Origin of the sequence: Salinicoccus luteus DSM 17002, assembly GCF_000712035.1 — a bacterium.
In the GTDB taxonomy this organism is placed as follows: Bacteria; Bacillota; Bacilli; order Staphylococcales; family Salinicoccaceae; genus Salinicoccus; species Salinicoccus luteus.
Window position 1 is genome coordinate 268,597 of record NZ_JONV01000007.1, and the last position, 21,747, is coordinate 290,343.

General features: G+C 50.2%; 18 protein-coding genes, 1 tRNA gene and 1 pseudogene. 8 read left to right on the top strand and 12 right to left on the bottom strand.

The window, feature by feature from the left end:
* Positions 1–27: 27 nt before the first annotated feature.
* The 3 genes from BO53_RS0103985 to BO53_RS0103995 all read right to left on the bottom strand — a co-directional run bounded on the left by BO53_RS0103985 (position 28) and on the right by BO53_RS0103995 (position 2,547).
* Positions 28–291, bottom strand: a complete 264-nt coding sequence (locus BO53_RS0103985; protein ID WP_031545687.1) for an FmdB family zinc ribbon protein — start codon at positions 289–291, stop codon at positions 28–30.
* Positions 291–1,475, bottom strand: coding sequence for a formamidase (gene fmdA / locus BO53_RS0103990; protein WP_031545689.1), 1,185 nt, complete (start codon positions 1,473–1,475; stop codon positions 291–293). The genes BO53_RS0103985 and fmdA overlap by 1 nt, the downstream gene beginning before the upstream one ends.
* 127 nt (positions 1,476–1,602) lie before the next feature.
* The gene (locus tag BO53_RS0103995; RefSeq protein WP_031545691.1) at positions 1,603–2,547 is read right to left on the bottom strand and encodes an ornithine cyclodeaminase family protein; all 945 of its coding nucleotides are present in this window, start codon (positions 2,545–2,547) and stop codon (positions 1,603–1,605) included.
* A gap of 151 nt (positions 2,548–2,698) precedes the next feature.
* Between BO53_RS0103995 and BO53_RS0104000 the strand changes: the two genes are divergently transcribed.
* Together BO53_RS0104000 and BO53_RS0104005 are read left to right on the top strand one after the other, a co-directional pair.
* Entirely contained in the window at positions 2,699–3,892 is a 1,194-nt protein-coding gene (locus BO53_RS0104000) for a MalY/PatB family protein (protein WP_037341692.1), read from the top strand.
* Between the two features lie 114 nt (positions 3,893–4,006).
* A complete protein-coding gene (locus BO53_RS0104005; RefSeq protein WP_031545695.1) occupies positions 4,007–5,386 on the top strand; it encodes a DHA2 family efflux MFS transporter permease subunit in 1,380 nt (459 codons plus the stop codon).
* Positions 5,387–5,427: 41 nt separating this feature from the next.
* Here the strand turns inward: BO53_RS0104005 and BO53_RS0104010 are convergent, their stop codons facing one another.
* From BO53_RS0104010 to BO53_RS0104035, 5 genes and pseudogenes are all read right to left on the bottom strand, one after another.
* Complete coding sequence (locus tag BO53_RS0104010) at positions 5,428–6,588, bottom strand: aminotransferase class I/II-fold pyridoxal phosphate-dependent enzyme (RefSeq protein WP_031545697.1); 1,161 nt, start codon at positions 6,586–6,588, stop codon at positions 5,428–5,430.
* 534 nt (positions 6,589–7,122) lie between these two features.
* Positions 7,123–7,515: a hypothetical protein gene (locus BO53_RS0104020; protein WP_031545699.1), complete on the bottom strand. Its 393-nt coding sequence runs from the start codon at positions 7,513–7,515 to the stop codon at positions 7,123–7,125.
* Between the two features lie 69 nt (positions 7,516–7,584).
* Positions 7,585–8,403, bottom strand: a pseudogene (locus tag BO53_RS14010) (IS30 family transposase).
* Positions 8,404–8,573: 170 nt separating this feature from the next.
* Positions 8,574–10,235, bottom strand: coding sequence for a MutS-related protein (locus BO53_RS0104030; RefSeq protein ID WP_031545701.1), 1,662 nt, complete (start codon positions 10,233–10,235; stop codon positions 8,574–8,576).
* Between the two features lie 70 nt (positions 10,236–10,305).
* Positions 10,306–10,623 (bottom strand): hypothetical protein, encoded by a 318-nt coding sequence (locus BO53_RS0104035; RefSeq protein ID WP_031545702.1) that lies wholly within the window; start codon positions 10,621–10,623, stop codon positions 10,306–10,308.
* Positions 10,624–10,833: 210 nt separating this feature from the next.
* Here BO53_RS0104035 and BO53_RS0104040 point away from each other — a divergent pair, with 210 nt between their 5' ends.
* Together BO53_RS0104040 and BO53_RS0104045 are read left to right on the top strand one after the other, a co-directional pair.
* Positions 10,834–12,177 carry a YjiH family protein gene (locus BO53_RS0104040; protein WP_037341695.1) on the top strand — a complete coding sequence of 448 codons (1,344 nt, stop codon included), beginning with the start codon at positions 10,834–10,836 and terminating at the stop codon, positions 12,175–12,177.
* Between the two features lie 92 nt (positions 12,178–12,269).
* Positions 12,270–13,166 carry a DUF5996 family protein gene (locus BO53_RS0104045; protein WP_031545706.1) on the top strand — a complete coding sequence of 299 codons (897 nt, stop codon included), beginning with the start codon at positions 12,270–12,272 and terminating at the stop codon, positions 13,164–13,166.
* 47 nt (positions 13,167–13,213) lie between these two features.
* Here the strand turns inward: BO53_RS0104045 and BO53_RS0104050 are convergent, their stop codons facing one another.
* Entirely contained in the window at positions 13,214–13,891 is a 678-nt protein-coding gene (locus BO53_RS0104050) for a hypothetical protein (RefSeq protein WP_031545708.1), read from the bottom strand.
* Between the two features lie 159 nt (positions 13,892–14,050).
* Positions 14,051–15,322 (bottom strand): amidohydrolase, encoded by a 1,272-nt coding sequence (locus BO53_RS0104055; RefSeq protein WP_031545710.1) that lies wholly within the window; start codon positions 15,320–15,322, stop codon positions 14,051–14,053.
* A 155-nt stretch (positions 15,323–15,477) separates the two neighbouring features.
* Here BO53_RS0104055 and BO53_RS0104060 point away from each other — a divergent pair.
* A tRNA-Ala gene (locus tag BO53_RS0104060) sits at positions 15,478–15,550 on the top strand.
* Between the two features lie 46 nt (positions 15,551–15,596).
* On the opposite strand, the gene BO53_RS0104065 is transcribed toward BO53_RS0104060, so the two are convergent.
* A complete protein-coding gene (locus BO53_RS0104065; protein ID WP_031545712.1) occupies positions 15,597–15,980 on the bottom strand; it encodes a VOC family protein in 384 nt (127 codons plus the stop codon).
* A gap of 186 nt (positions 15,981–16,166) precedes the next feature.
* On the opposite strand from BO53_RS0104065, the gene BO53_RS0104070 reads away from it, so the two are divergent.
* From BO53_RS0104070 to BO53_RS0104080, 3 genes are read left to right on the top strand one after another with little or no spacing between them, the layout of a single operon-like run.
* Positions 16,167–17,600, top strand: a complete 1,434-nt coding sequence (locus BO53_RS0104070) for a sodium:solute symporter family protein (RefSeq protein ID WP_031545714.1) — start codon at positions 16,167–16,169, stop codon at positions 17,598–17,600.
* On the top strand, positions 17,597–19,201 hold the full coding sequence (locus BO53_RS0104075; protein WP_031545716.1) for an amidohydrolase: 1,605 nt from the start codon (positions 17,597–17,599) through the stop codon (positions 19,199–19,201). Before BO53_RS0104070 ends, BO53_RS0104075 begins: the two co-directional genes overlap by 4 nt.
* 38 nt (positions 19,202–19,239) lie before the next feature.
* On the top strand, positions 19,240–20,451 hold the full coding sequence (locus BO53_RS0104080) for a DUF819 family protein (protein ID WP_031545719.1): 1,212 nt from the start codon (positions 19,240–19,242) through the stop codon (positions 20,449–20,451).
* Between the two features lie 89 nt (positions 20,452–20,540).
* Here BO53_RS0104080 and BO53_RS0104085 read toward each other — a convergent pair whose 3' ends face one another.
* On the bottom strand, positions 20,541–21,677 hold the full coding sequence (locus tag BO53_RS0104085; protein WP_031545721.1) for a 5-methyltetrahydropteroyltriglutamate--homocysteine S-methyltransferase: 1,137 nt from the start codon (positions 21,675–21,677) through the stop codon (positions 20,541–20,543).
* Between the last annotated feature and the right edge of the window lie 70 nt (positions 21,678–21,747).

Here is a 21,747-nt window from a genome sequence, read left to right on the forward strand (position 1 = left end):
CCGTATAAACTGGAACCTCCTAAACAGTTAAATCATCCAAGGTCTCGGATTCTTCTCTTTCTGTCTGACATTACTTTTCGGCAAATTTTCTTTTTTAGCGACTCTTGGTCTCATGCCCTGCTCGATCCGCTTCGACACTTTGCTATCGAGATAGCTGGTTCTAAAAACTTGGAATACGCGGCTCGTTTCACTGCCGCAGTCGGGACACTGGTCTTTGGTCAGGTCTTCGGTACTCTGCTTCCACGTTTCATAGCTGCCGCATGTCTTGCACTCAAATGTATATCTTGGCATCAGTCGATCTCCGGTATGATATTCTGGTTAAATATTTCTTTCGGCAGCGACAATGTACAGCAGGCATTCGGTATATCGACAATACCGCCGATATGTCCCTGTACGGGTGCGGAGCCGAGCAGCATATAGGCCTGCTCCCCAGTGAAGCCGAGGGTCTTCATATATTCTATAGCGTTGAGGCAGGCATTGCGGTATGCGGTATTGGCATCGAGATACTCCTGCGTACCGTTCAGTTCATTGACGGAAACACCCTCGAATACGAGGTATTCATTATAGTGTGGCATGACGGGACCAGGCTGGAATGCCGGATTGCGTTCAATCTTGTGCTTCTTCATGCCACCCTTAATGACATTGACTTTGAGCTCGATCCATCCAGGGATTTCGATACCGCCACAGAAAGTGATTTCTCCATCACCTTGCGAGAAGTGCAGGTCGCCCACTGACAGTTTTGCACCTTCCACAAATACAGGGAAGTAAATCCTGGATCCTTTCGAAAGGTTCTTGATATCACAGTTTCCGCCATTCTCCCTCGGAGGGACGGTTCTGGCGCCTTCTCTTGCGACACGGTCATAGTCTTCGCCTTTCAGTGTACCGAGTACCGTCGAGTCCTCATCCGGCAGTTCAGCAAGTGGCGGTACACGAGTCGGATCCTTGTCCACCAGCTCCTTCTCTCTTCTGTTCCACTCATTTAATAATTCCTGGGATGGAGCCACACCGATTAGTCCTGGGTGGATGATACCTGCAAATCTGACATTCGGCACGTGTCTTGAAGTTGCATAGATACCTTCAAAATCCCAGATGGACTTTGCAGCATCGGGATAGTGATCAACCAGGAAGCTTCCCCCATTTTCCTTTGCAAATACGCCATTGAACCCCCACTCATGGCTGCTGAATGTACCTATATCCAAAATGTCCACGACCAGAAGGTCGCCCGGTTCCACACCATTGACATGCACCGGTCCACTCAATACATGCACACGCTTCAAGTTCACTTTCGCAATATCCGAAGGGTCGTCATTGTTGCTGATCTGCCCATCCGTCCAGTCCAGGCACTCCATCTTGAACGACTCACCCGGATCTACTGAAAAGGCTGCGGGGATGTCCGGATGCCATCGGTTATGGCCCGGGTGCTTCTGTTCATGCATCTTCTTCGACAAATCGATTTCAAAAATCTTCTTGGACATTGTAAAACCTCCTGTCATATTTTAGGAAAGCGCTTACAATTGAATTGTATCATTTTACAATACAGGTTTCCATATACATTACATTTTTCACTCCATTAAAAAAGACCACTTTCGTGGTCCCATGTTCCTACTCTGCAAACATCTTCATGACGCCGCCGGCAACGGCCAAGTCGAAGTATCCCGCCCCCACACATTTGTAAAGAGTGATTTCTTCGTCACCCTGTCTCAGGTAGTCCTGCTCGAATATGTCGACGAGTTCGCCTTTGATGTCGTCCCAGCTGATGATGCCCACGTCCACCGCATGGATCAGCTCACCAGCTTCCTCCTTGACGGATTCGAGGTCGTCGGCATAGATCTGGTTTGCTCTCTTGATCGTCGTTTCGTCCATTTCCTTCATTACCGGCTTGAAGGAGCCGACGCCGTTGATGTGTGTGCCGGGTTTGATATCATTCCCGTCGAATACCGGTTCTGTGGACTGGGTAGCACAGTTGAGGATATCGCTTTGTGTGACGACATCTGATGCATTGTCCACGACCTCGATGTCCGCCTTGATGCCGAATGCCTCGAGCCTCTCTTTGAACGCTTCCGCCTTCTCCTTCGTACGGTTATAGAGCACGATTCTTTCGATATCCCGCACTTCAATGACACCGAGCACCTGCTCGAATGCCATGTTGCCCGTACCGATGGCACCGAGCGTCTTCGCATCCTTACGTGCAAGCCTTTCCGTCGCGATGGCGGTCATGGCACCAGTGCGGAGGCGCGTGAGGTATGACGCATCCATCGTCGCCTTATGCTCCCCCTTCGTCAAATCGGTGACGAGCAGGTTCCCCTGCGTTGTCGGGAGGTCTTTATTCACCGGGAAAATCGAGACGGTCTTGATGATGGAAATCTTCGATGCCGTGCTGATGCATGGCATATACAGCATCGAGCTGTTGTCGTCCACCGGGAGTACAGTCCGGGGCGCCTGGATAATTGCGTCATCCTTCAGATCCTGCAGGACATTTTTGACGTCCGCTATCGCGTGGTGCATGTGGTACTCGTTTTCAATCTGTTCATCGGTCAGTGTAATCATGGAATTTTCCTCCGCTTCTCATTCGCCTTTTTGGCGTATCACTCCTCCCAATGATATAACCTCCAGAATATTGCGTCAAATACGCTTCCAAGACTTTTTATTTCTCCTGTGACTGATATAATACCTTTATGATTACATATGAAAGGGAGCGATGATTTTGGATATAAAGGATTTTGTCGATACATATTATGTGGAGCGCAAGAACACGAACTCCACAAAGTGGGATCTCCTCGGGGAGCGGTTTGGGGATCCGGATCTGCTGCCGATCTGGGTCGCCGACATGGAATTCAAGGCGCCTGACAGCGTGATCAGCGCACTCACCGAGCGTGTCCAGCATGGTGCATACGGCTACTCATTCATCCCGGACGAGTACTACAACACATACTCCAAATGGATGGAGGACAGCTTCGGCTACAAGGTCGAGAAGGCGTGGTGCCGGCCGGCGACAGGGGTCGTATCGGCGCTCTACTGGTTCATGAACTGCTACACGGAGGAAGGGGATGCGGTCATCATCACACCGCCCGTCTACTACCCGTTCTTCAACGTCATCCGGGACCTCGACCGTACGCTCGTGACGGTGGACATGAATGAGAATGACGGCCGCTTCGAACTCGACTTCGACCTTTTCGAACGGAAGATTGAAGAAAATGACGTGAAGCTCTTCATCCTGTGCTCGCCGCACAATCCAGCCGGCCGTGTATGGACGGAGTCGGAGCTCGAGCGCATGCTCGCAATATGCGAGAAGCATGACGTCCTCGTCATTGCGGACGAGATCCACCAGGACTTCGCCTACGGTGAACACAAGCATATGCCGGCACCGCTTGTGGCAGACGGCAAGTACACCGACCGCATCGTGCTCGTGAATGCAGCCTCCAAATCATTCAACCTGCCCGGCCTGCTCCATGCCAACATCGTCATCGAGAACGACGCACTGCGCCAGCAGTTCGACGACTATGCCGGCCAGCACATCAAGAGTGAGAAGAACATCCTCGGCCACCTTGCTACACAGGCCGCCTACGAGGGTGGGCGCGAATGGCTCGAGGGACTGAAGAATGTCATCCTGTCGAACTACGCCTATGTGCGGGAGACGCTCGGGGTGCATATACCGGAAGCGAAAGTGATGAAGCTCGAAGGCACATACCTGCCGATGATCGACCTGCGCGGCTTCCTCGCCCCTGAAGATACGAAACACTTCGTCCAGGAGAAGTGCAAGCTCGCCGTCGACTATGGCGAGTGGTTCGGGGAAGGCTATGAAGGCTACATCCGCCTGAACCTTGCGACGCATCCGAAGTTCGTCAAAGAGGCCGTGGACCGCATAGTCGAGGAATACAAGAAGATGAAGTAGAACTGACGCCCTGCTCCGGACTCCCGGGACAGGGCTTTATTCATGCCGAGGTGCTTTGACCGGGGAATGGGATTATGCAACAATGAATATAAATGGACGATTGGAGGGATCGGTATGGCGGAAGACAGAATAGAGAGCAAGGGTGTCGTTGTGGTGATCATCGCCGCAGCTTTTTTATTGACCTTCAACCAATTCCTATTGATCACCGCATTCCCGACGATCATGGCGGAGTTCGACATCAATGCCACACAGGTCCAGTGGCTGACGAATGCCTTCATCCTCGTCACACTGATATTCATCCCGATGTCCGGGTACCTGTCGACTACCTATTCCGCCCGGACACTCGTCATCTTCTCGCTCACCTGCCTGCTCATCGGTACGGCGATCGGCGGCTGGTCGCCGAACTTCGGCATCCTGCTCCTCTCACGCATGATCCAGGCGATTGGTGCGGGGATCATCCTGCCGTTGATACAGACGATACTGCTCATCGTCTTCCCCTACCACAGGCGGGGGTTCGCCATGGGCTTGCTCGGTGCGGTGACGAACATCGCGCCCGCTTCCGCCCCGTCGATATCGGGCATCATCATCGACTACCTCGACTGGCGGTCGCTCCACTGGGTGATCCTGCCGTTCATCCTGATCACCTTCGTCATGGCGCTGTTCCTGATGAAGAACGTGCTTGAACAGAACCGGACGACACTCGACCTCCGTTCGGTCGCCCTCTCCGCATCAGGCTTCGCCCTCTTCATCCTGGGTCTCAGCAACATCAGCGTATACGGCTTCCTGAGCCTGTGGTCGATCCTGCCGATGGCGGTTGGCATCGTGAGCGTGCTGTTCTTCATCAGCCGCCAGTTCAGCATCCCGACACCGGTATTGAACCTGGATCTGTTCCGCAACCGGACGTTCAGCCTTGCCATCATACTGATTTTCATCAATATGATGCTGCTCTTATCGACGGAGACGATACTGCCGATGTTCGCACAGGACGCACTCGGAACGAGCGCCTTCCTGTCCGGCTTCCTGCTCGTACCGGGGACGATCATCCTGTCCGTCATCACCTTCGTCTCCGGCAACCTGTATGACCGGTACGGCGGCAAACGGATCGCCACGATTGGGTTCGCCTGCACCGCCGTATCACTCGGGCTGATCAACACCGTCGGCATGGACGACTCGCCATACTGGATCATGGTGTACTTCTGCCTGTTCATGACCGGATTCGGCCTGACACTTATGCCGCTCGTCACCGTCAGCATGTCCGAGCTCGGGAAGGAAGACATCCCCCATGGCTCCGCCATCGTCAACACTGTGCGCCAGTTCGCCATGGCCTTCGGCATCATCATACTGACATCCATCATCAGCATCACCGTCGCCGTGATGGAGGCACCGTATGCCACAAGCACATATTGGGGCACATCCTATGCCTTGATCGTCATGGCCGGGCTTGCGGTGCTCGGTTTCATATTGACACTCAGGTTGAAGGAGACGAGATACTGACGAAAAAATCGCCTTGCGGATCTATGCCGCAAGGCGATTCTTCATTTCTCTTCCAATGTGTTGATGTAGCGCTCCAGCCTGTCGGCCGCTTCCTTGAGTTCCGCCATGCTGCAGGCGAATGAAAGGCGGATGTGCCCTTCACCGAACTCGGAGAACGAGCGGCCCGGTACGACAGCGAGCTGTGTCGCTTCAAGCAGGTTGGTGGCGAACCGGAACGAATCGGTGTCGTACTTCCTGATCGACGGGAAGATGTAGAATGCCCCCGTCGGCTTCGACACTTCGAGTCCCATGTCGAGGAGCCGATGGTAGATGTAGTCGCGCCGCTCGATGTAGGCTTTATTCATCTCCTTCGGCACATGACGATGGTGCTTCAGTGCCTCGATCGCTGCATACTGGCTCGGAAGTGCAGCACAGATGGTGTTGTATAGGTGTACAGCCGTGACATCCTCCATGATGGTCCGGTGACCAACGACATATCCGATGCGCCAGCCGGTCATGGCATGTGACTTGCTGAGGCCGTTGACGACGAGCACCTGCTCCTTGATGTCCGTATAGCTTGCGAGACTCACATGCTCCCCTCCAAGCGTATTCTCCGCATAGATTTCATCGGTGATGACGAAGATGTCATGCTTCCTGAACACTTCCACCAGCGCATCCATCTGCGGCTTCGTATAGGTGACACCGGTCGGGTTCGTCGGGTAATTGAGCAGTACGGCCTTCGTCTTCTCCGTAATATTCGACTCGATCAGTTCCGGTGTCGCAATGTGGCCCGTCGGCGTCATGTCGATGAACTTTGTCACGGCCCCGCACAGTTCGATGATCGGCTCGTAGCCGAGGTAAGTCGGAGCGGGAATGAGCACTTCATCCCCCGGGTCGAGGATGGCGCGCAGGATGCCGTCGATCCCTTCGCTCCCGCCGACCGTGACGAGCACCTCGCCGTCCGGATCATATTCCGCACCATGGACCTCGCGGTAGTACTGGCTGATCGTCTCCCGGAGTTCGAAGAGCCCCGTATTATGTGAGTACTTCATCGATTTCGTATTGATCGCCTCGATTGCTGCATCCTTGATCGGCTGCGGCGTCTCGAAGTCCGGCTGTCCGAGCGTCAGATCCACCACATCCGGGAACTCCTCCACCCGGTTGGCAAACTGCCGTGTGCCCGGGACCTCGATATCCTTCATTTTTCTGTTCGCCTGTGGCATCGTATCCCTCTTTCCCATTGATTTCCCTACCGATTATAACAGATGGCTTGTTTTTTGACTTCGATCTATCCATTTATATGAAAGTATATATGCGACTGATTAATTTTAATAATTTCGTATGCCATCAAAAAATCGGTAGATAGACACTCTGAAGCATCTACTTACCGACTTTTTAAAATAATGTTCAATTCAAAGAGGTAAGATGAAGATAATCGTTCTGAGAATGATGTAGAAAATCAAAAAGAGTGTGAGGGCTCTCGCGTACCCATGTTGACCCTCTTTTCGGAATTTCACTATGGCAAAAATCAAAAGCGCAGGGAATAATATGTAGCCTACGAGGACGTGGTCCAGGACATCCATTAAAATTTCTAATCACCTTCCTTGAAAAACGATGTATAGATAGAGATTACGTTTAAAGTCAGCTTCTCTCATACATTTGTAGTCCATGCAGCCATATACAGCGATGCGTCCAGGCACAGTAATGGAGGCTCTTCTTTTCCAGGTCCTCCTGCTGGTATACGGCCCTGAACCCGCCTAGTTTTTCAGACTATTTATCGTTAATGATGCTATGAAAGATAAGGAATTGATTAATAGGAGTGACAGAAGAACTATAGTAATATCATTCACATAATCAACAGCGACTAAAAAAGAAAATATGATGATACTTATATTCGTCATATGATGAGAAAAGAAACCACTTTTATAACCAATCCATTTCGTTCTCTCATCACGAGGTTCGCTGGATTTGAAAAAATATTCCTCAATGAGTCCTGTTAAACCTATCGTGATCACAACTATATTAAACAAAAGTAAATTTGTGTGATTCAAAAGTATACTCCCAACACCAACCATCACTAATATGATATAAACAATGTAATTTATAGCATTTGAATGAGCAGGACATTCTTCTTTTTCATTCAAATTCATTTCTATTCCTCCTTGTACTTGAATAGATCTTCAATACTGGCTTCGAATAATCTTTCTAACTTTCGTTTGTCAAAATAATCTGGACAGTTCCTTCTCACCCAAGTAACTTAAGACACTTTCAACGGTGTAGGATAGTTCAACGACTTTCTCGGTATGTGGTTTCTTGTTGCGGTGACAGATGAGACAAACGTTTGGTCTACCGTATTGAAATCCATGTCTTTGGTCACTCTATCCTTTCTAATCAGTCCAGTGGTATGTTCATTCAACCCCGCTGGGATGGTGTTCGCGGATTGGAAAAGTAGATGGACAGATCATTTCGATTGCTCATCGATCGCCAGTTGGAGAATTCCTGCCTTACCACAGTCGAAAGGGATGGTCTTGGACAGGTTTCTTGGCACTCCGGGGTGATGGCTGCTTCAATATCCAGTGCTGTTCTGCCTTTGGGTTTTAATGTGATGATGGCTTTTGACAGGCGCTCAACAGTATGATGACGGCACTCTTGTGATGGACACCGACAATGGTATCCCCTTCAAGGCGGCCCAATTCTTTACTGAAAGTAGAATCATCATCCACCTTTTCAGTGATGTTACGTCTGAAGGCTTGAGGGCCTAGACGCTCTTGATGATCACTCGGTTTTCGCTTGTCTTGCATCGGTAATGTGAACGCCTTAAAGGTTCTGCGTTTGAACATGCGGTATCCAATTCGCAGCCACTTTCTCCATTACGTGGGGTTGCTGCGCTTCAGGCAACACTATATGTTTTCTACCACACCATTTTTTGTTTCCTTTATAACAATGATAATAGTCCAGCTATGAGCAATCGGTATTTCTTGATGGAAGTAGGCTTCTGTGGTTACCAGTTCGCCCGTCGGAATGTGGGTTTCGGTCATGCGTAATCACTCTATGATTTTCCTTGACCGGAAAACTCGTTTTGAGTGTATCACGTCCGACTCTTTTTAGGTGTCTAGCTTAATTTTAAAATCCGTGATGTTAAAAATCACCTTCTTTATTGGAACAGAATTTACAAGTAAAAGTACTTAAATTAACCGGATAATATCAATCAACCGATATTTGAATTAACCGGTTTATTTAACTTTTCTTTAGATTCATCATAAATTTCTTTAGGGAAATTGAAGAGTCTAAGAAGTTCAATGGCATTTGATGTTTGGGCTGGTCCTTTTTTAATTTTGTAATCAAAGAATATATCTTCATCCTCAAGGACTTCAGAAAAATGATACATTATCATATCGTTAATCAGCGATTCAGTCAGTTCGATATCATGTGTGGCGGCAATCATAGAGACCCTATCGTCAGCATTTAAGAATCTCAATAGCACTTCTGCTGCAGCTAAACGTTCTTTCGTATTTGTACCTTTAAATATTTCATCTATGAAGCAGTATATATTATGATCACTAACTTCTAATGTGTCGATGATTCTTTTTAGAGACTTGACTTCGCTAATAAAATAACTGTCACCTTCAGAAATACTATCTGAGATATCCATTGATGAAAATACTTTACCCGGTACATATTCAAAATGTTTACTAGTCGATGTCGATATTCCATTGCTCAAAATCACATTTAATGCTAAGGATTTCATAAAAGTAGACTTTCCTGATGCATTTGATCCAGTGAGTAAAATATTATGACTTAGATCAATTGAATTGCTAACAGGCTCCGAAATAAGGGGATGGTATACCGATGTAGTTTTCAAGTTACCCTTATTCTTTCTGCTTGGGATAGAATAATAAGGTAATGTCTTTCGCCACATGGCTACTGAATAGTTTAAATCTATTCCTGCAACGAATTGCCAACACTTTTCATAAGTGTCCTTATTATTATTTAGTACTTTAATAATATAATGATACACATGGTAATCTAGAACAAATGCATTCTTAATTGCTGTTAGCATTTGGAGAAACAAATTATTTTGATCAGTATTTTCATTTATTAGTAGGGCACTAACCAATTGTAAATTCTTCACTTTACCTTTAATTTCAATCTGATCTTCAGTTTCTTTTTTTAGATAATTATTAAGCTGAGAAGCAACATTGATAATATTAAGGCCATAGAATAGATCCGAATATTCATCTTCGTGTCTAGATTTATGCTTATATGAAATAATCATATTAATAAGCAGGGACCCAATTATTGTGAAAATTCCTAAAAGGAAATTGATAGATATTAAAAAGATTCCTATTAAAGGTAAGAAACTAAGTAGTAAATATTGTGGCCGATATTTCTCTGACTTTGAATAATTGCGATTGAAAAAGTATTTTGAAGTATTGGAGTTCGGTTGTTTCGATAATTTCGAAAGAATTAACGTGATTTTTTCCCGCCATGTAATATCTTCTTCAAATTTTTTAACGAGGTTTTCTTTGATATCATCACATTCTGCAACGTTTCTTAATGCTACATAAAGGCGCTCTTCTCCTATAGTTGTAAAAGCGTAATTAATTTCTTCTAAGAGTCTATCCATATCTAAATCGCGCCATGTAATATCGTCTACTTCAGCAGTTTTATCTACTTTAGCGCCAGCTGTTAAGTTTCGATAGTAATTATCGAAATTAATAAACGACTCATTGTATTCTAGCCATTTTGAATGACTCTCCCATAGATTTTTGATTTCTTTTTTTCTCTTTTTATTCTCTGATAATGTTAAAAGTGTAGTTACAGCAATAATTATTAACACAGTACCCAAATAAAAGTATAACGTAGACATTTTTTTCATCCTTTTTTAAAACTTTTCGTTTGTCAGGATACACCAGGAAGATGAGAAAAAGACATCTAACTTAGATGTCTTTTTTTAATGAAACAAGTGCCTCTTTCTTTTCTCGTAAATCTTTAAATTTTTCTTTAGCTTCTTTGTCAGAATAATATACCATCAAAGAATTATCGTAAATCAGTTTTGCCTGCTTCTTTCCTTCAGCATCAAGTTCTTTTGAGATTTTAGACTCTAAACCCATAATCTCCTGAAGTAAATCATCGCTTTTTTGATTATAACTCAGTTCCTCTTCTTTTACTTTAGACTCTATAATCCCATCTCTTATAGCAGCCCTTATAACAAAATAAAAGATGATTGCAGCAAATAATATGTATATAAATACCATAATTACCTCCCTATTCACTATATTATCATATCATATTATATTCATTCTTATTTCCTTTTATTGTTAATAGCCAAGTTGAGTTCTCATGCGCTTTATACCGAGCATTGCTTCTAATATAAAATTCAATGCTTTTTGAAAATATCATGGACATGAACTTCATTTTCCTTTATCATTACAATATTCATAAAAATACATAAAAGGGGATTAATTATGCATTTCTCTAGAGAGACCAAGATAAAGACATGGACGGTATCGACCATCGCCCTCCTGCTCTTCATCGTTCCGGTCTACTTCAATGGCCAATGGACCATCATCCTCGGCATATTCGCCGATTATATACTGACGGGACTGGAAGGTTCCATCCCGACGATCATCACCGTCATCATGTCCTTCTTCCTGATTGTGACCATATACGGGACACTGATCAACCGCAACAGCTTCAAGAATGCGCCTAAAATGCGCGATATATTCGTCCTCGACTGGCTGTGGTTCACACTGCGTGTACTTGGTACCTTGTTTGCAATCATGACCGTCACAGGCTTCGGTCCGGAGGTGATCACGAGTGACCTGACAGGCGGCACTATGATGAACAGCCTCGTGCCGATACTGGCCACATGGCTCCTGCTTGCCGCCTTCCTCATGCCGCTTCTGATGAACTTCGGTCTGATGGAATTCATCGGCACGTTCCTGGAACCCATCATCCGCCCGTTGTACAGGGTACCGGGACGCTCCTCTATCGATGCGCTCGCTTCATGGATGGGCAGCAGTCCAGTCGGCGTCATGATTACGACCCAGCAGTATGAGCGCGGTTTCTATACGAAGCGCGAGGCAATGAACATCGCCACCAACTTCTCGGTGCTCTCGATTCCCTTCAGTCTGGTGATTGCGACATTCATCGGCATCGAAGAGTACTTCCTGCAGTTCTATCTGACGATGGCCATCGCCTGTATCCTTACAGCCCTCGTCATGGTACGCATTCCGCCACTCTCCCGCAAGGAAGATACGTACTACGAGGTGACCGGCAAGCAGATCGATGACCGGTCAACGGAAGGCACGATGCTCAAGACGGCGACGACGCGCGCCTACAAGCGTGCGGATGAAAGCGATGGCGCGAAAAGCATCGCCCGCGACGGTACGGTGAATGTCATCGACATCTATGGCGGGCTGATTCCGGTCGTCATCGCCATCGGCACACTCGCCCTGATCGTGGCGGAATACACACCGGTATTCACATACTTGAGCTATCCCGTCCAGCTCGTCCTCACACTGATCAATGTACCGGAAGCCGCAGCCGCAGCACCGGCGTTCATCATCGGCGTGACCGACATGTTCCTGCCGTCCGTCATCGGATCCGGCATCGAGAGCGACTTCACGAAATTCATGATCGCCGTCATGTCACTCACACAGATCATCTACTTCTCGGAAGTCGGTGCCCTCTTGCTGAAGTCGAAGATTCCCGTCTCCGTGTGGGAACTGATTGCGATATTCACCCTGAGAACCATCATTTCATTTCCGATCATATACGTTCTGGCGCTTCTGTTCGTCGGACTATAGAACAATCCCCCTGGTCGCCGCCAGGGGGATTGTCTGCATTCATCGGTTCACCTTCTGCCTGAGGGGTATATGAATAGTGCGAGGTGATCAGGATGAGCTTCTATCAGGAACATGAAAAGGAAATCACTGCACTACAGCTGATTTCCCAGATTGTAGGCAAGTTGAAGTTGGAGTATGCATACCAGGAGCCCCAATGGGCACATGTCATCCTTGATATTACACCGAGAGGATTTACGACTGGAATATTGGGCCGGGGAGACGGCGTGTTCGATATTGAAGTGGATCTCGTCAACAGCCGGATCATCATACGGACAATGTCCGGGGACGAGCGCATCACCCTTGCCGACGGCAAGGCAATCCGTACGTATTACGAGGAGATCATGGCAGCCGCCCGGCGGTTGGGGTTGGAACTCTCCATCCATACGAAACCTCAGGAAATGGCAACCACAACCCCTTTTGAGGGGGATGCGTCCCACCATCATTATGATGCGGATGTTTCCTTGGAAATACTGAAATGGTTCCAGTTTGCCAGGGATGCGGAAAAGGCATTTCTCGCTCCCCTGCGCATCCGCAAGGTCCACCCCGGCCTTTTCTGGGGCACTTTCGATGTTTCATGCATCGTCATATACGATCAGTCCGAGCCATTCCCGGATGACACGAAGGTGATTGAACGTGCCGCATTCGACGAGCATATGATCGAGTTCGGATTCTGGCTTGGGGATGATACGGACAGGTCTCCGACCTTCTTCGTCCTGCCCTATCCATTTGTCGACAACAGCCCCCTGGAGATTGATGACACCTTCCCGGCAGGGAGCCGTTTCGACCCTGCCATGACCGAGTACCTGTATGAAATGGACGATGGCCGGGGCAAAAAGGGGGATGTCATCCGATTTTTCAGATCATCCTTCATCAAATCCTCCGAGTATTTGGAATGGGAGGACATAGAGCACTGCTTCAGCGTCCTGAAGATGAAGAAGAACCAGGTATGAAAAAGGGCTGGGATAAAATATCCCAGCCCTCTCTTTATTTTGGCGCATCACTCCACCCTGAAGAATGCTTCGGCTTCCATATGGTCATTGTACTTGATCAGAAACGGCTCCCCTTCCGGCACGGCCCGGGCCACTTTTCCGGAGGCGGTGCCGCCGGAGTAGATCTCGCCTGCCGGAAACTCCTCATCCTCCACCCACATATAAGTATCCTGGCTGACATTCGAGCCATCCTCCTTGAATATTTCTATGTTTTCGGATACGAGGACCGCATGGTCGTCATTCTCGAATTCCGTCAGTTCGAATGTGAGGTCGAAGACGGCCCATTCCTGCCCGTCATCCGTCGGATCGGGTTCCATATACTCCGTCGTCAATATATCGACCGCTTCCGTTCCCCGGACGACGTTGTCTACCGTTACATTGCCGGTGCCGGCGAGACGCTCCCCGTTCTCGTCATAGGTGACGACTTCAACGGAGACGGTCTCCCCGAGTGCTGCCGGATTGCTCCGCGTCGCTTCGTCCGTGCCGGTTGAATCCTCTTCTGCACTCTCCTCTTCAGATGCCTCTTCCGTATCCTCTTCAATCGTCTCCGACTCTTCGTCCACATCATCTTCAAACGTCTCTTCCACCGCTTCTTCCGTCGTCGTATCCTCCGTCGCCTCCTCAGCACCACAGGCGCCAAGAAGCATTACTGCAGCTACACCGCCTGCCAAGAGATATTTCCTCATCATTCATCCCCCCTTACCTGCTTATCCTCATTATACGCACTGCATGCAGGCAAAATCCATATAATTTTTAGAAAATTGTGTTTTTAATGAAATCTTTATAAAGGGTGGAATTTTGAGGAAAATAAAAGACCAGGGGAGTCGTCTCCCCCGGCCTGTGGATTATTTTTCAACCAGCGCTTTCGCCGATTCGAACAGTATGTTGACGGCATGCGGCATGCTGTCTTCGTTGATGTCGAACTTCTCGTTGTGGTGCCCGGCTGCAAGCTCGGTGCCGAAGATGCAGTAGGTGCCCTGGCCCCCATGCTTCTGCACGGCGTTGATGAAGAATGTCGCATCCTCCGACCCGGCACTGGCATCACTCCTGAGGTCGCTTGTGAGCCCCTCCTGTTCTGCGATATCCTTGAGCACCCCGGCCACTTCGAGGGAGCAGTCGGCGCTCTCGCCTTCCCCGACGAGTTCGATGTGATGGGTCACGCCGTACATCTTTGCCGCCCCTTCGATGATTGCTTCGGCCTGGCTTTTGACGTAGTCGTTGATGTCGGATGTCTCACCGCGCGTCTCGATTTTGAGCGCAGCATGGTCCGCGATGATGTTGCGGCCGCTACCGGCATGCAGTTCACCGACGTTGATGCGCGTCGCCCCGCCGGAATGCCTCGGAATGGCGTTCAGGTTGAGTACGGCATTTGCTGCAGCGAGCATCGCATTCTTCCCTTCCTCGGGGTTGCCGCCGGCATGCGACGAGCGTCCCTTGAGGGTGACATCCATCTTCGATGTTGCGAGGAAGCCGTTGTTGGCGGCGACGAAGTGGTCGTGCGGCACACCGGTGCCGATGTGGGAGGTGATGAAGTAGTCGACGTCACTGACGACCCCCGCCTCCACCATGGAGCGCGCCCCGCGCGTCCCCTCTTCGGCCGGCTGGAAGATGAGCTTTATCTTCCCTTTGAGCTGGTCTTTGTTTTCCATGAGCTTCGTGGCCAGGCCGAGCCCGATGGTCGTATGCACATCATGCCCGCAGGCGTGCATATTGTCGTTCGTCGACCTGAAGTCTTCCTTGACCGGCACATGGTCGTCGCCTGTCGCCTCGACGATCGGCAGGGCATCCATGTCCACCCGGTAGGCGATGGTCGGTCCCGGTTTGCCTGTATCGAGTGTTGCGACGATGCCGGTATAGCCTTCCGAGACGAGGCCGAGATATTTCTCGACGGCCCCGTTCTCCTTCGCCCATTCGAGGTGCTGCTTCGTCTCTGCGTCCGACGGCTTGCCCATGCAGTAGTCGGGATCCATGACGGCCCTCCCGATTTCGAGGTCGTAGCCGAGGTCCTCAAGTATGTCCGCCACGATCGTGGAGGTGCGCATCTCCAGGAATCCGAGTTCCGGATACTGGTGGAAGTCACGCCGCCATTCAATCAGTTGCTTTCCGAGCTTTGTCATTGTATTCTCCCCTTTGGCACTTTTTTTACCCTCTATAATTCTAATCTATATGTATTTTGAAATATTTCCAAATAAAATCGTATTGAACAGAATAAAAGATGGAATCAAGCTTGAATAATATGGAGTTATTGTATAGAATATGAATGTAGCAATCAGGGGCCATAGCTCAGCTGGGAGAGCGTTGCACTGGCAGTGCAAAGGTCAGGGGTTCGAGCCCCCTTGGTTCCATTAAGCGACCCTCACCTTCATATGAAGGTGAGGGTCTTTTTGTGTCCTATTCCCCTTTTTCCATTACGGCAAAATAGTTCTCTTCATTATCTGCAAAGTTGAATGTCCGCTCGGATGAGAATGTTTCAATCTCCCCGACTTTCACCCCTCTTCCCGAGAGTTCTTCGTGCAGTTTGTCGAGGTCATCCGTAAAAAGCATCAGAGAAGGCGTACCGAAGTTCAGCTCCGGCGACAGCTTCTCGATGAGTTTCCTGTCATGGAGGATGATGCTCGTCTCCGCTTTTTGTGTCGGCTTTATCTCGATCCACTTCATATCGGCCCCTTCCTCGGATTCCGAAGCGACGATGAAACCGAATTTCTCCGTCCAGAATTTACGCGTCGCCTCCTGATCATTCACATAGAGCATGACTTCCCCGATTCTCGTAAACATCTGCCTCTCCCCTTTGATAGTGATTTGTTGTGCCCCTACTGCTCTGCCATCGCTTCCCATCACTCCTATATTACCCATGATTCCCCCTCATGACTCCACCACCCGGATGAAATTATCAGGCAAGTTAGAAATTTCATCCGATATGCTATATAATTCTAACCATCCTAAAATCGGAGCTGATCGCCATTGGGCTGGTATATATTCTATTTTGTCCTCTATTTCATATTCATGCTGGGTATCGCGGCATTCTATTTCAGAAGAATCACAACGTATGAAGATTATCTGATCAGCAGCTGGAACACCGGCTTCTGGAAGATCACCGGCACCATCATCAGTACATTCTGCGGGGCAGCGGTCTTCATCGGCTGGGTCGGACTCGGCTTCACGGTCGGACTCTCGGGCTACTGGAAGTTCGCTTTCGTCGCCATCGTCTTCTCGCTGATCCTGATCCTCGGGTTCGCAAAGCCGCTCAGGTGCCAGCGCCTGATTACGATGGCGGACCTGTTCACGGTCCGCTTCGGGGGCAAGGCGGGCATCGTCCCTTCCATACTGTCCGCCTTCATCTATTCCGTGCCGACGACGGCACTCCAGATGGTCGGCATGTCGACGGTATTCAACATTACGATGGGCGTCAGCCTGCCGATGGGCATATTCATTTCATTTGTGGTCATACTTATATTCACCGTCATCGGCGGACTGCCGGCGACGATTCTGACGGATGCGATCCAGTCCATCCTCATCATCATCGGGGTCGTTGTCCTCACCATCGTCACCGTGGCACACGTCGGCGGATTCGGCGCACTGTTTGAAGCGAGCGCACCTGAATACTTGAGCATCGCAGGTCCTGAAGGCTACGGGGAGATTCTGCTCTATGCCCTGTCGGTCGGCCCCTTCTATATGGTATGGCAGTCGACATGGCAGCGCATATTCGCAGCAAAGGATGAGACTGTCGCGGTCGGTGCCAACACGCTCGGCTTCATCATCGCCGGACTGATTTCCTTCCTGCCATTCCTGATCGGACTCGCCGCCCGCCAGTTTGTGCCTTTGGATATGCATCCCGATCTCGTATTCTCATACGTCACGGACTTCCTGCTGGCAAGCCCGATCGGCGGACTCGTCTTCCTTGGGCTGCTTGCTGCACTCATGACCGGGGCCACATCGTTCATACTGCAGGGATCGAGCAACCTGACGGTCGACTTCTACAGGAACTTCATCAACAGGAATGCCGGCGGCAAGCGCATGCTGTTCTTCTCGCGCGTGTCCGTCCTGATCATCACGAGCCTTGCGTGCCTGTTCGCCTATACGGTCGAGGATATCGCAACGACATACCAGTGGGCACTGCGCCTGACGGCGACCGTCATCGTATTCCCGTTCCTTGCCGTTATGTTCTGGAAACGGGTCACGAAGATGGGCGTATTCGTCAGCATGCTCGGTACCGCCCTGCTTGTCCTCGCCTATCCGTTCCTGCCGATCGGCATGGACCATGCGCTGTTTGGCTTCCTGGTTTCGATCGTACTGCTCGTCGGCGTCAGCCTCATGACGAAGCATGCACCGTCGGAAACGGTACAGGCCGCCTATTTCGAAAAACTGCACAACCCTACATTGGAGGATAGACGATGACTACACTATTGATTAAAAATGCAAACATCATCGATATGGTGTTCGACACCCCCTACTTCGGGGATATTCTGATTGAAGACGGAAAGATCGTGCACATTGATGAGGAAATCGCCGCAGGTGAAGAAGATGTGCTGGATGCGGAAGGCCGCTTCGTCCTGCCCGGCTTCATCGATACGCACAGCCATCTGCTGCTCTACGGACTGTACAAGTCGCTTGTCGACCTGACGCCCGAGGTGGTGAAGAATGTCGCAGACATACAGAACGCACTCAAAGCCCGTGCGGCAGATACGCCGGCCGGTGAATGGATCGTCGGACATGGCTACAGCGAAATCGAACTCGAGGAGGACCGCCATATTACGATTAAAGAACTCGATGCCGTATCCACGGACCATCCGATCTACATCCGGCACAGTTCCGCCCATATGGGCGTCGCGAACTCCAGAGCCCTCGAAATCGCCGGCATCACAGCGGATACACCAGATCCTGACGGCGGCTATTTCGCCCGGACGGATGGCAAGCTGAACGGTCTCCTGTTCGAGCTGCCTGCAGTGGAGGTGCTTCTCCCCCACCTGCCGAAACCCACCAAGGAAGAGATGATCCATGCACTCGAATCGGCCGAGTCGGACTATATCGAACGGGGCATCACAACCGCCACCGAAGCATGCGTCGGCCTCGCCCATGGTGCGGACGACTATGGTGCCTTCACCGCCTACATCCAGCAGGACAACGACCTCAAACTCCGGCTGATGATCGACTATCACTTACTGATGGAATCAGAAGCACTCAAGGGCCTTTCATTTTCGGAATTGAAGGAAAGGATAGAAACCCTGTCCGACGGACAGTGCACGCTCGACAGTGCGAAGTTCTTCCAGGACGGCTCCATCCAGATCAACACTGCGGCGCTGACCCGCGACTACCATAATGTGGCGGACAAAAGCCACATCATCATTCCACAGGAGAAGCTCGAAGCACTGTATCTGGATTTTGCCAGGCGGGGTTATCCGCTCACGACACACGGCAATGGGGATGCAGCGATCAAATCCATCATCGAAGCCTACAGTAAGGTGGAAGCTTTGCCGGATTACGGTGAAGTCAAGCGCATAGAACACATCCAGACGGGGGAATATGCGGATATAGAGGCGATGAAGACGCATCACATCGACGGGTCTTTCTTCACCAATCATATCTACTACTTCGGGGACAAGCACTACGAGAAGTTCCTTGGGCCGGAGCGCGCCGAAAAAATGAATCCGGCACGGTGGGCCGAAGACCTCGGTGTGCTCTATACACTCCATTCCGACTGCCCGGTGACGCCGATTTCACCGCTCGAGACCATCCGCATCGCATGCGACCGTGAGACGAAGAGCGGCAGGGTGCTTGGGGAGGACATGAAGCTGACGCGTTTCGAGGCATTGAAGGCGATGACGGTGAATGGCGCGAAGCTCAACCGTACGGAGGACCAAAACGGCACCGTCGATATCGGCAAGGATGCCGACCTCATCATACTCGATGAAAATCCGCTGGATGAGGATATCGTTCTGAGTGATGCACTTATCCATTACACGTTCATCGATGGTCGGATGGTCTACAGAAAATCATAGAATGTGCGATAGGGAAATAGAACAAGGGGGATTTATACATGGACACATTGATTTCGCCCGATGAGACGTGGCTCCTGTGGGCATTCCTCGTCGGCTGGGCGGCAGTATCGATCTATCTGGAACAGCGCTTCGAATGGGCATCGAAACTTTCAGGGGCCATCGTCGCCCTGCTCGGAGCGATGATCCTGGCGAACACCGGGGTCATCCCCATCGAGTCGCCGGTCTATGATGCGGTATGGAGCTATGTCGTACCACTCTCCATCCCGCTGCTCCTGTTCCAGTCGAACATACTTAAGATATGGCATGAAAGCGGCCGGCTGCTGATCATCTTCCTGATCAGCGCCACCGGCACCGTCGCCGGTGTCATCGTTTCATTCACTTTGCTTAAGGATCTGATTCCGGGGCTTCCACATATCGCAGCGATGATCTCAGGTTCTTATACGGGTGGGAGCGTGAACTTCGCCGCCCTGGCTTCGCGCTTTGATGTACCCGGTGAGACGGTATCCTCTGCAGTCGTTGCGGACAACCTGCTGATGGCCGTCTACTTCCTCGTGCTCATTGCCCTGCCGGCTTTCGGGTTCTTCAGGAACAGGTTCGGGACACCGCACATCGATGAAGTCGAATCCAGGGACGAAGTGGATAAGACGGCGGCTGCCTCCTACTGGAAGCGCAAGGAGATTTCACTGAATGATATCGCACTCGCCGTCGGCACGTCTTTCGTCATCGTCGCGGTATCCTTCAAGCTCGCCGAAATCTTCAGCAATCTGATTCCGAAGGATGCGAACATCTTCCTGACGATCCTCCGGGCGATTGTCGGTGACAACTATCTGATGCTGACGACATTGACACTCTTGCTCGTTACATTGGTACCGAGGTATTTCGGACGGATCAACGGCGCACAGGAGATCGGCACTTTCCTGATCTACATCTTCTTCGTCGTCATCGGAGTGCCCGCTTCAATCCCATTGATCATACAGAACGCGCCACTCATCCTGTTGTTTGCGGCCATCATCGTATTCATCAACATGGCAGTGTCGTTCTCGCTCGGGAAACTGTTCAAATTCGACCTTGAAGAAATCATCCTCTCCAGCAACGCCAACATCGGCGGACCGACGACGGCCGCCGCCATGGCCATCTCCCGGGGATGGACGAAGCTCGTCGGTCCGATTCTGATCGTCGGGACACTCGGGTATATCCTTGGCAACTATATCGGAACCGCCCTCGGATTCTGGTTCAGCAGCATGATATAGAGTGATGGGCTCTTTAATTGGGACTCATTGAAAATCCGCATGATAAAGCAGAAGGAAGGTGGGAAATCATCGATTTCCCACCTTCCTTCTTATTTGCCCCAGACTTCCTCTGCGACTTCATGCACGAGGCGCAGCTTGTTCCACTGCTCTTCTTCTGTCAGGATGTTGCCCTCCTCCGTAGAGGCGAATCCGCATTGCGGGCTGACGCACAGCCGTTCGAGGGGCACATACTTGGACGCCTCTTCTATGCGTGCCTTGATCTCTTTCTTGTCTTCAAGTTCTGCGACCTTGGAGGAGAAGAGTCCCAGGACCACGAGCTTGTCTTCACCGACATTGACCAGCGACTCGAACCCGCCGGCGCGCTCGGTATCGAATTCCAGATAGTAGGCATCAACCTTCTCTTCACCGAAAAGGATTTCAGCCACTGTATCATAGGCACCGGAGGAGGCCCATGTGGAATGATAGTTTCCACGGCATACGTGTGTTGTGATGGCGAGGTCCCGGGGGTGTCCTTCGATTGCTTTATTGTTCACGTTGACGAATGCTTTCGCATAGCTTTCGACCGAGGCATCATCGTTTAACGTCTTCCAGAAGTTTTCATCCACGAGTATGCCCCATGTACAGTCGTCAATCTGGACACTGCGGCAACCGGATGCATACAGGTCTTTGATGACTGTCCGATATGCTGCCGCGATGTCTTCAATCAATTCATCCGTATCCGGATAGAACTGCTGCGTCGCCTCGATGTTTTCAGGGCGCTGAAGTTCAAGCAGGAACTGTGCAGGTGCCGGGAGCGTCTGTCTCGCAATTACCTCCTCATCCGCAAACTGCTGGATGAACTTGAAATGCTCGACGAATGGATGACCTTCGCCACTGATCTTTCCAGTGAGCCTTGCTGATTCGGGGCGTGTCTCTTCACCATTGAACTGATAGCCACGGTCGATGTCCACCTTCTCCACGCCATTCAGGCCCCACATGAAGTCTAGATGCCACCAGGAGCGGCGGAACTCACCGTCCGTAATCGCTTTGAGGCCTATTCCCTTCTGCTTTTCCACGAGGTCGCGGATCGCTTCGTCTTCAATCAGCGTCAACTCTTCACGTGTAAGCCTGTCCTCCTGATATGCCTTCCGTGCCACCTTCAATGTCGCCGGCCTCAGAAAACTGCCTACATTATCAAACCTGAAAGGTGTTTCTTTACGTGTACCCACTTTATTGATTACCGCCATTCTCAACCACTCCCTGATATGTTTATTTGATAGCTTCATGTTAGCATGATGGGGGTGATATAAGATAACT

Excerpts from the sequence above, each read along its gene's own strand:
- BO53_RS0103985 (WP_031545687.1), bottom strand. The coding sequence starts at position 291 with ATGCCAAGATATACATTTGAGTGCAAGACATGCGGCAGCTATGAAACG.
- fmdA (WP_031545689.1), bottom strand. The coding sequence starts at position 1,475 with ATGTCCAAGAAGATTTTTGAAATCGATTTGTCGAAGAAGATGCATGAA.
- BO53_RS0103995 (WP_031545691.1), bottom strand. The coding sequence starts at position 2,547 with ATGATTACACTGACCGATGAACAGATTGAAAACGAGTACCACATGCAC.
- BO53_RS0104000 (WP_037341692.1), top strand. The coding sequence starts at position 2,699 with ATGATTTTGGATATAAAGGATTTTGTCGATACATATTATGTGGAGCGC.
- BO53_RS0104005 (WP_031545695.1), top strand. The coding sequence starts at position 4,007 with ATGGCGGAAGACAGAATAGAGAGCAAGGGTGTCGTTGTGGTGATCATC.
- BO53_RS0104010 (WP_031545697.1), bottom strand. The coding sequence starts at position 6,588 with ATGCCACAGGCGAACAGAAAAATGAAGGATATCGAGGTCCCGGGCACA.
- BO53_RS0104020 (WP_031545699.1), bottom strand. The coding sequence starts at position 7,515 with ATGAATTTGAATGAAAAAGAAGAATGTCCTGCTCATTCAAATGCTATA.
- BO53_RS0104030 (WP_031545701.1), bottom strand. The coding sequence starts at position 10,235 with ATGTCTACGTTATACTTTTATTTGGGTACTGTGTTAATAATTATTGCT.
- BO53_RS0104035 (WP_031545702.1), bottom strand. The coding sequence starts at position 10,623 with ATGGTATTTATATACATATTATTTGCTGCAATCATCTTTTATTTTGTT.
- BO53_RS0104040 (WP_037341695.1), top strand. The coding sequence starts at position 10,834 with ATGCATTTCTCTAGAGAGACCAAGATAAAGACATGGACGGTATCGACC.
- BO53_RS0104045 (WP_031545706.1), top strand. The coding sequence starts at position 12,270 with ATGAGCTTCTATCAGGAACATGAAAAGGAAATCACTGCACTACAGCTG.
- BO53_RS0104050 (WP_031545708.1), bottom strand. The coding sequence starts at position 13,891 with ATGAGGAAATATCTCTTGGCAGGCGGTGTAGCTGCAGTAATGCTTCTT.
- BO53_RS0104055 (WP_031545710.1), bottom strand. The coding sequence starts at position 15,322 with ATGACAAAGCTCGGAAAGCAACTGATTGAATGGCGGCGTGACTTCCAC.
- BO53_RS0104065 (WP_031545712.1), bottom strand. The coding sequence starts at position 15,980 with ATGTTTACGAGAATCGGGGAAGTCATGCTCTATGTGAATGATCAGGAG.
- BO53_RS0104075 (WP_031545716.1), top strand. The coding sequence starts at position 17,597 with ATGACTACACTATTGATTAAAAATGCAAACATCATCGATATGGTGTTC.
- BO53_RS0104080 (WP_031545719.1), top strand. The coding sequence starts at position 19,240 with ATGGACACATTGATTTCGCCCGATGAGACGTGGCTCCTGTGGGCATTC.
- BO53_RS0104085 (WP_031545721.1), bottom strand. The coding sequence starts at position 21,677 with ATGGCGGTAATCAATAAAGTGGGTACACGTAAAGAAACACCTTTCAGG.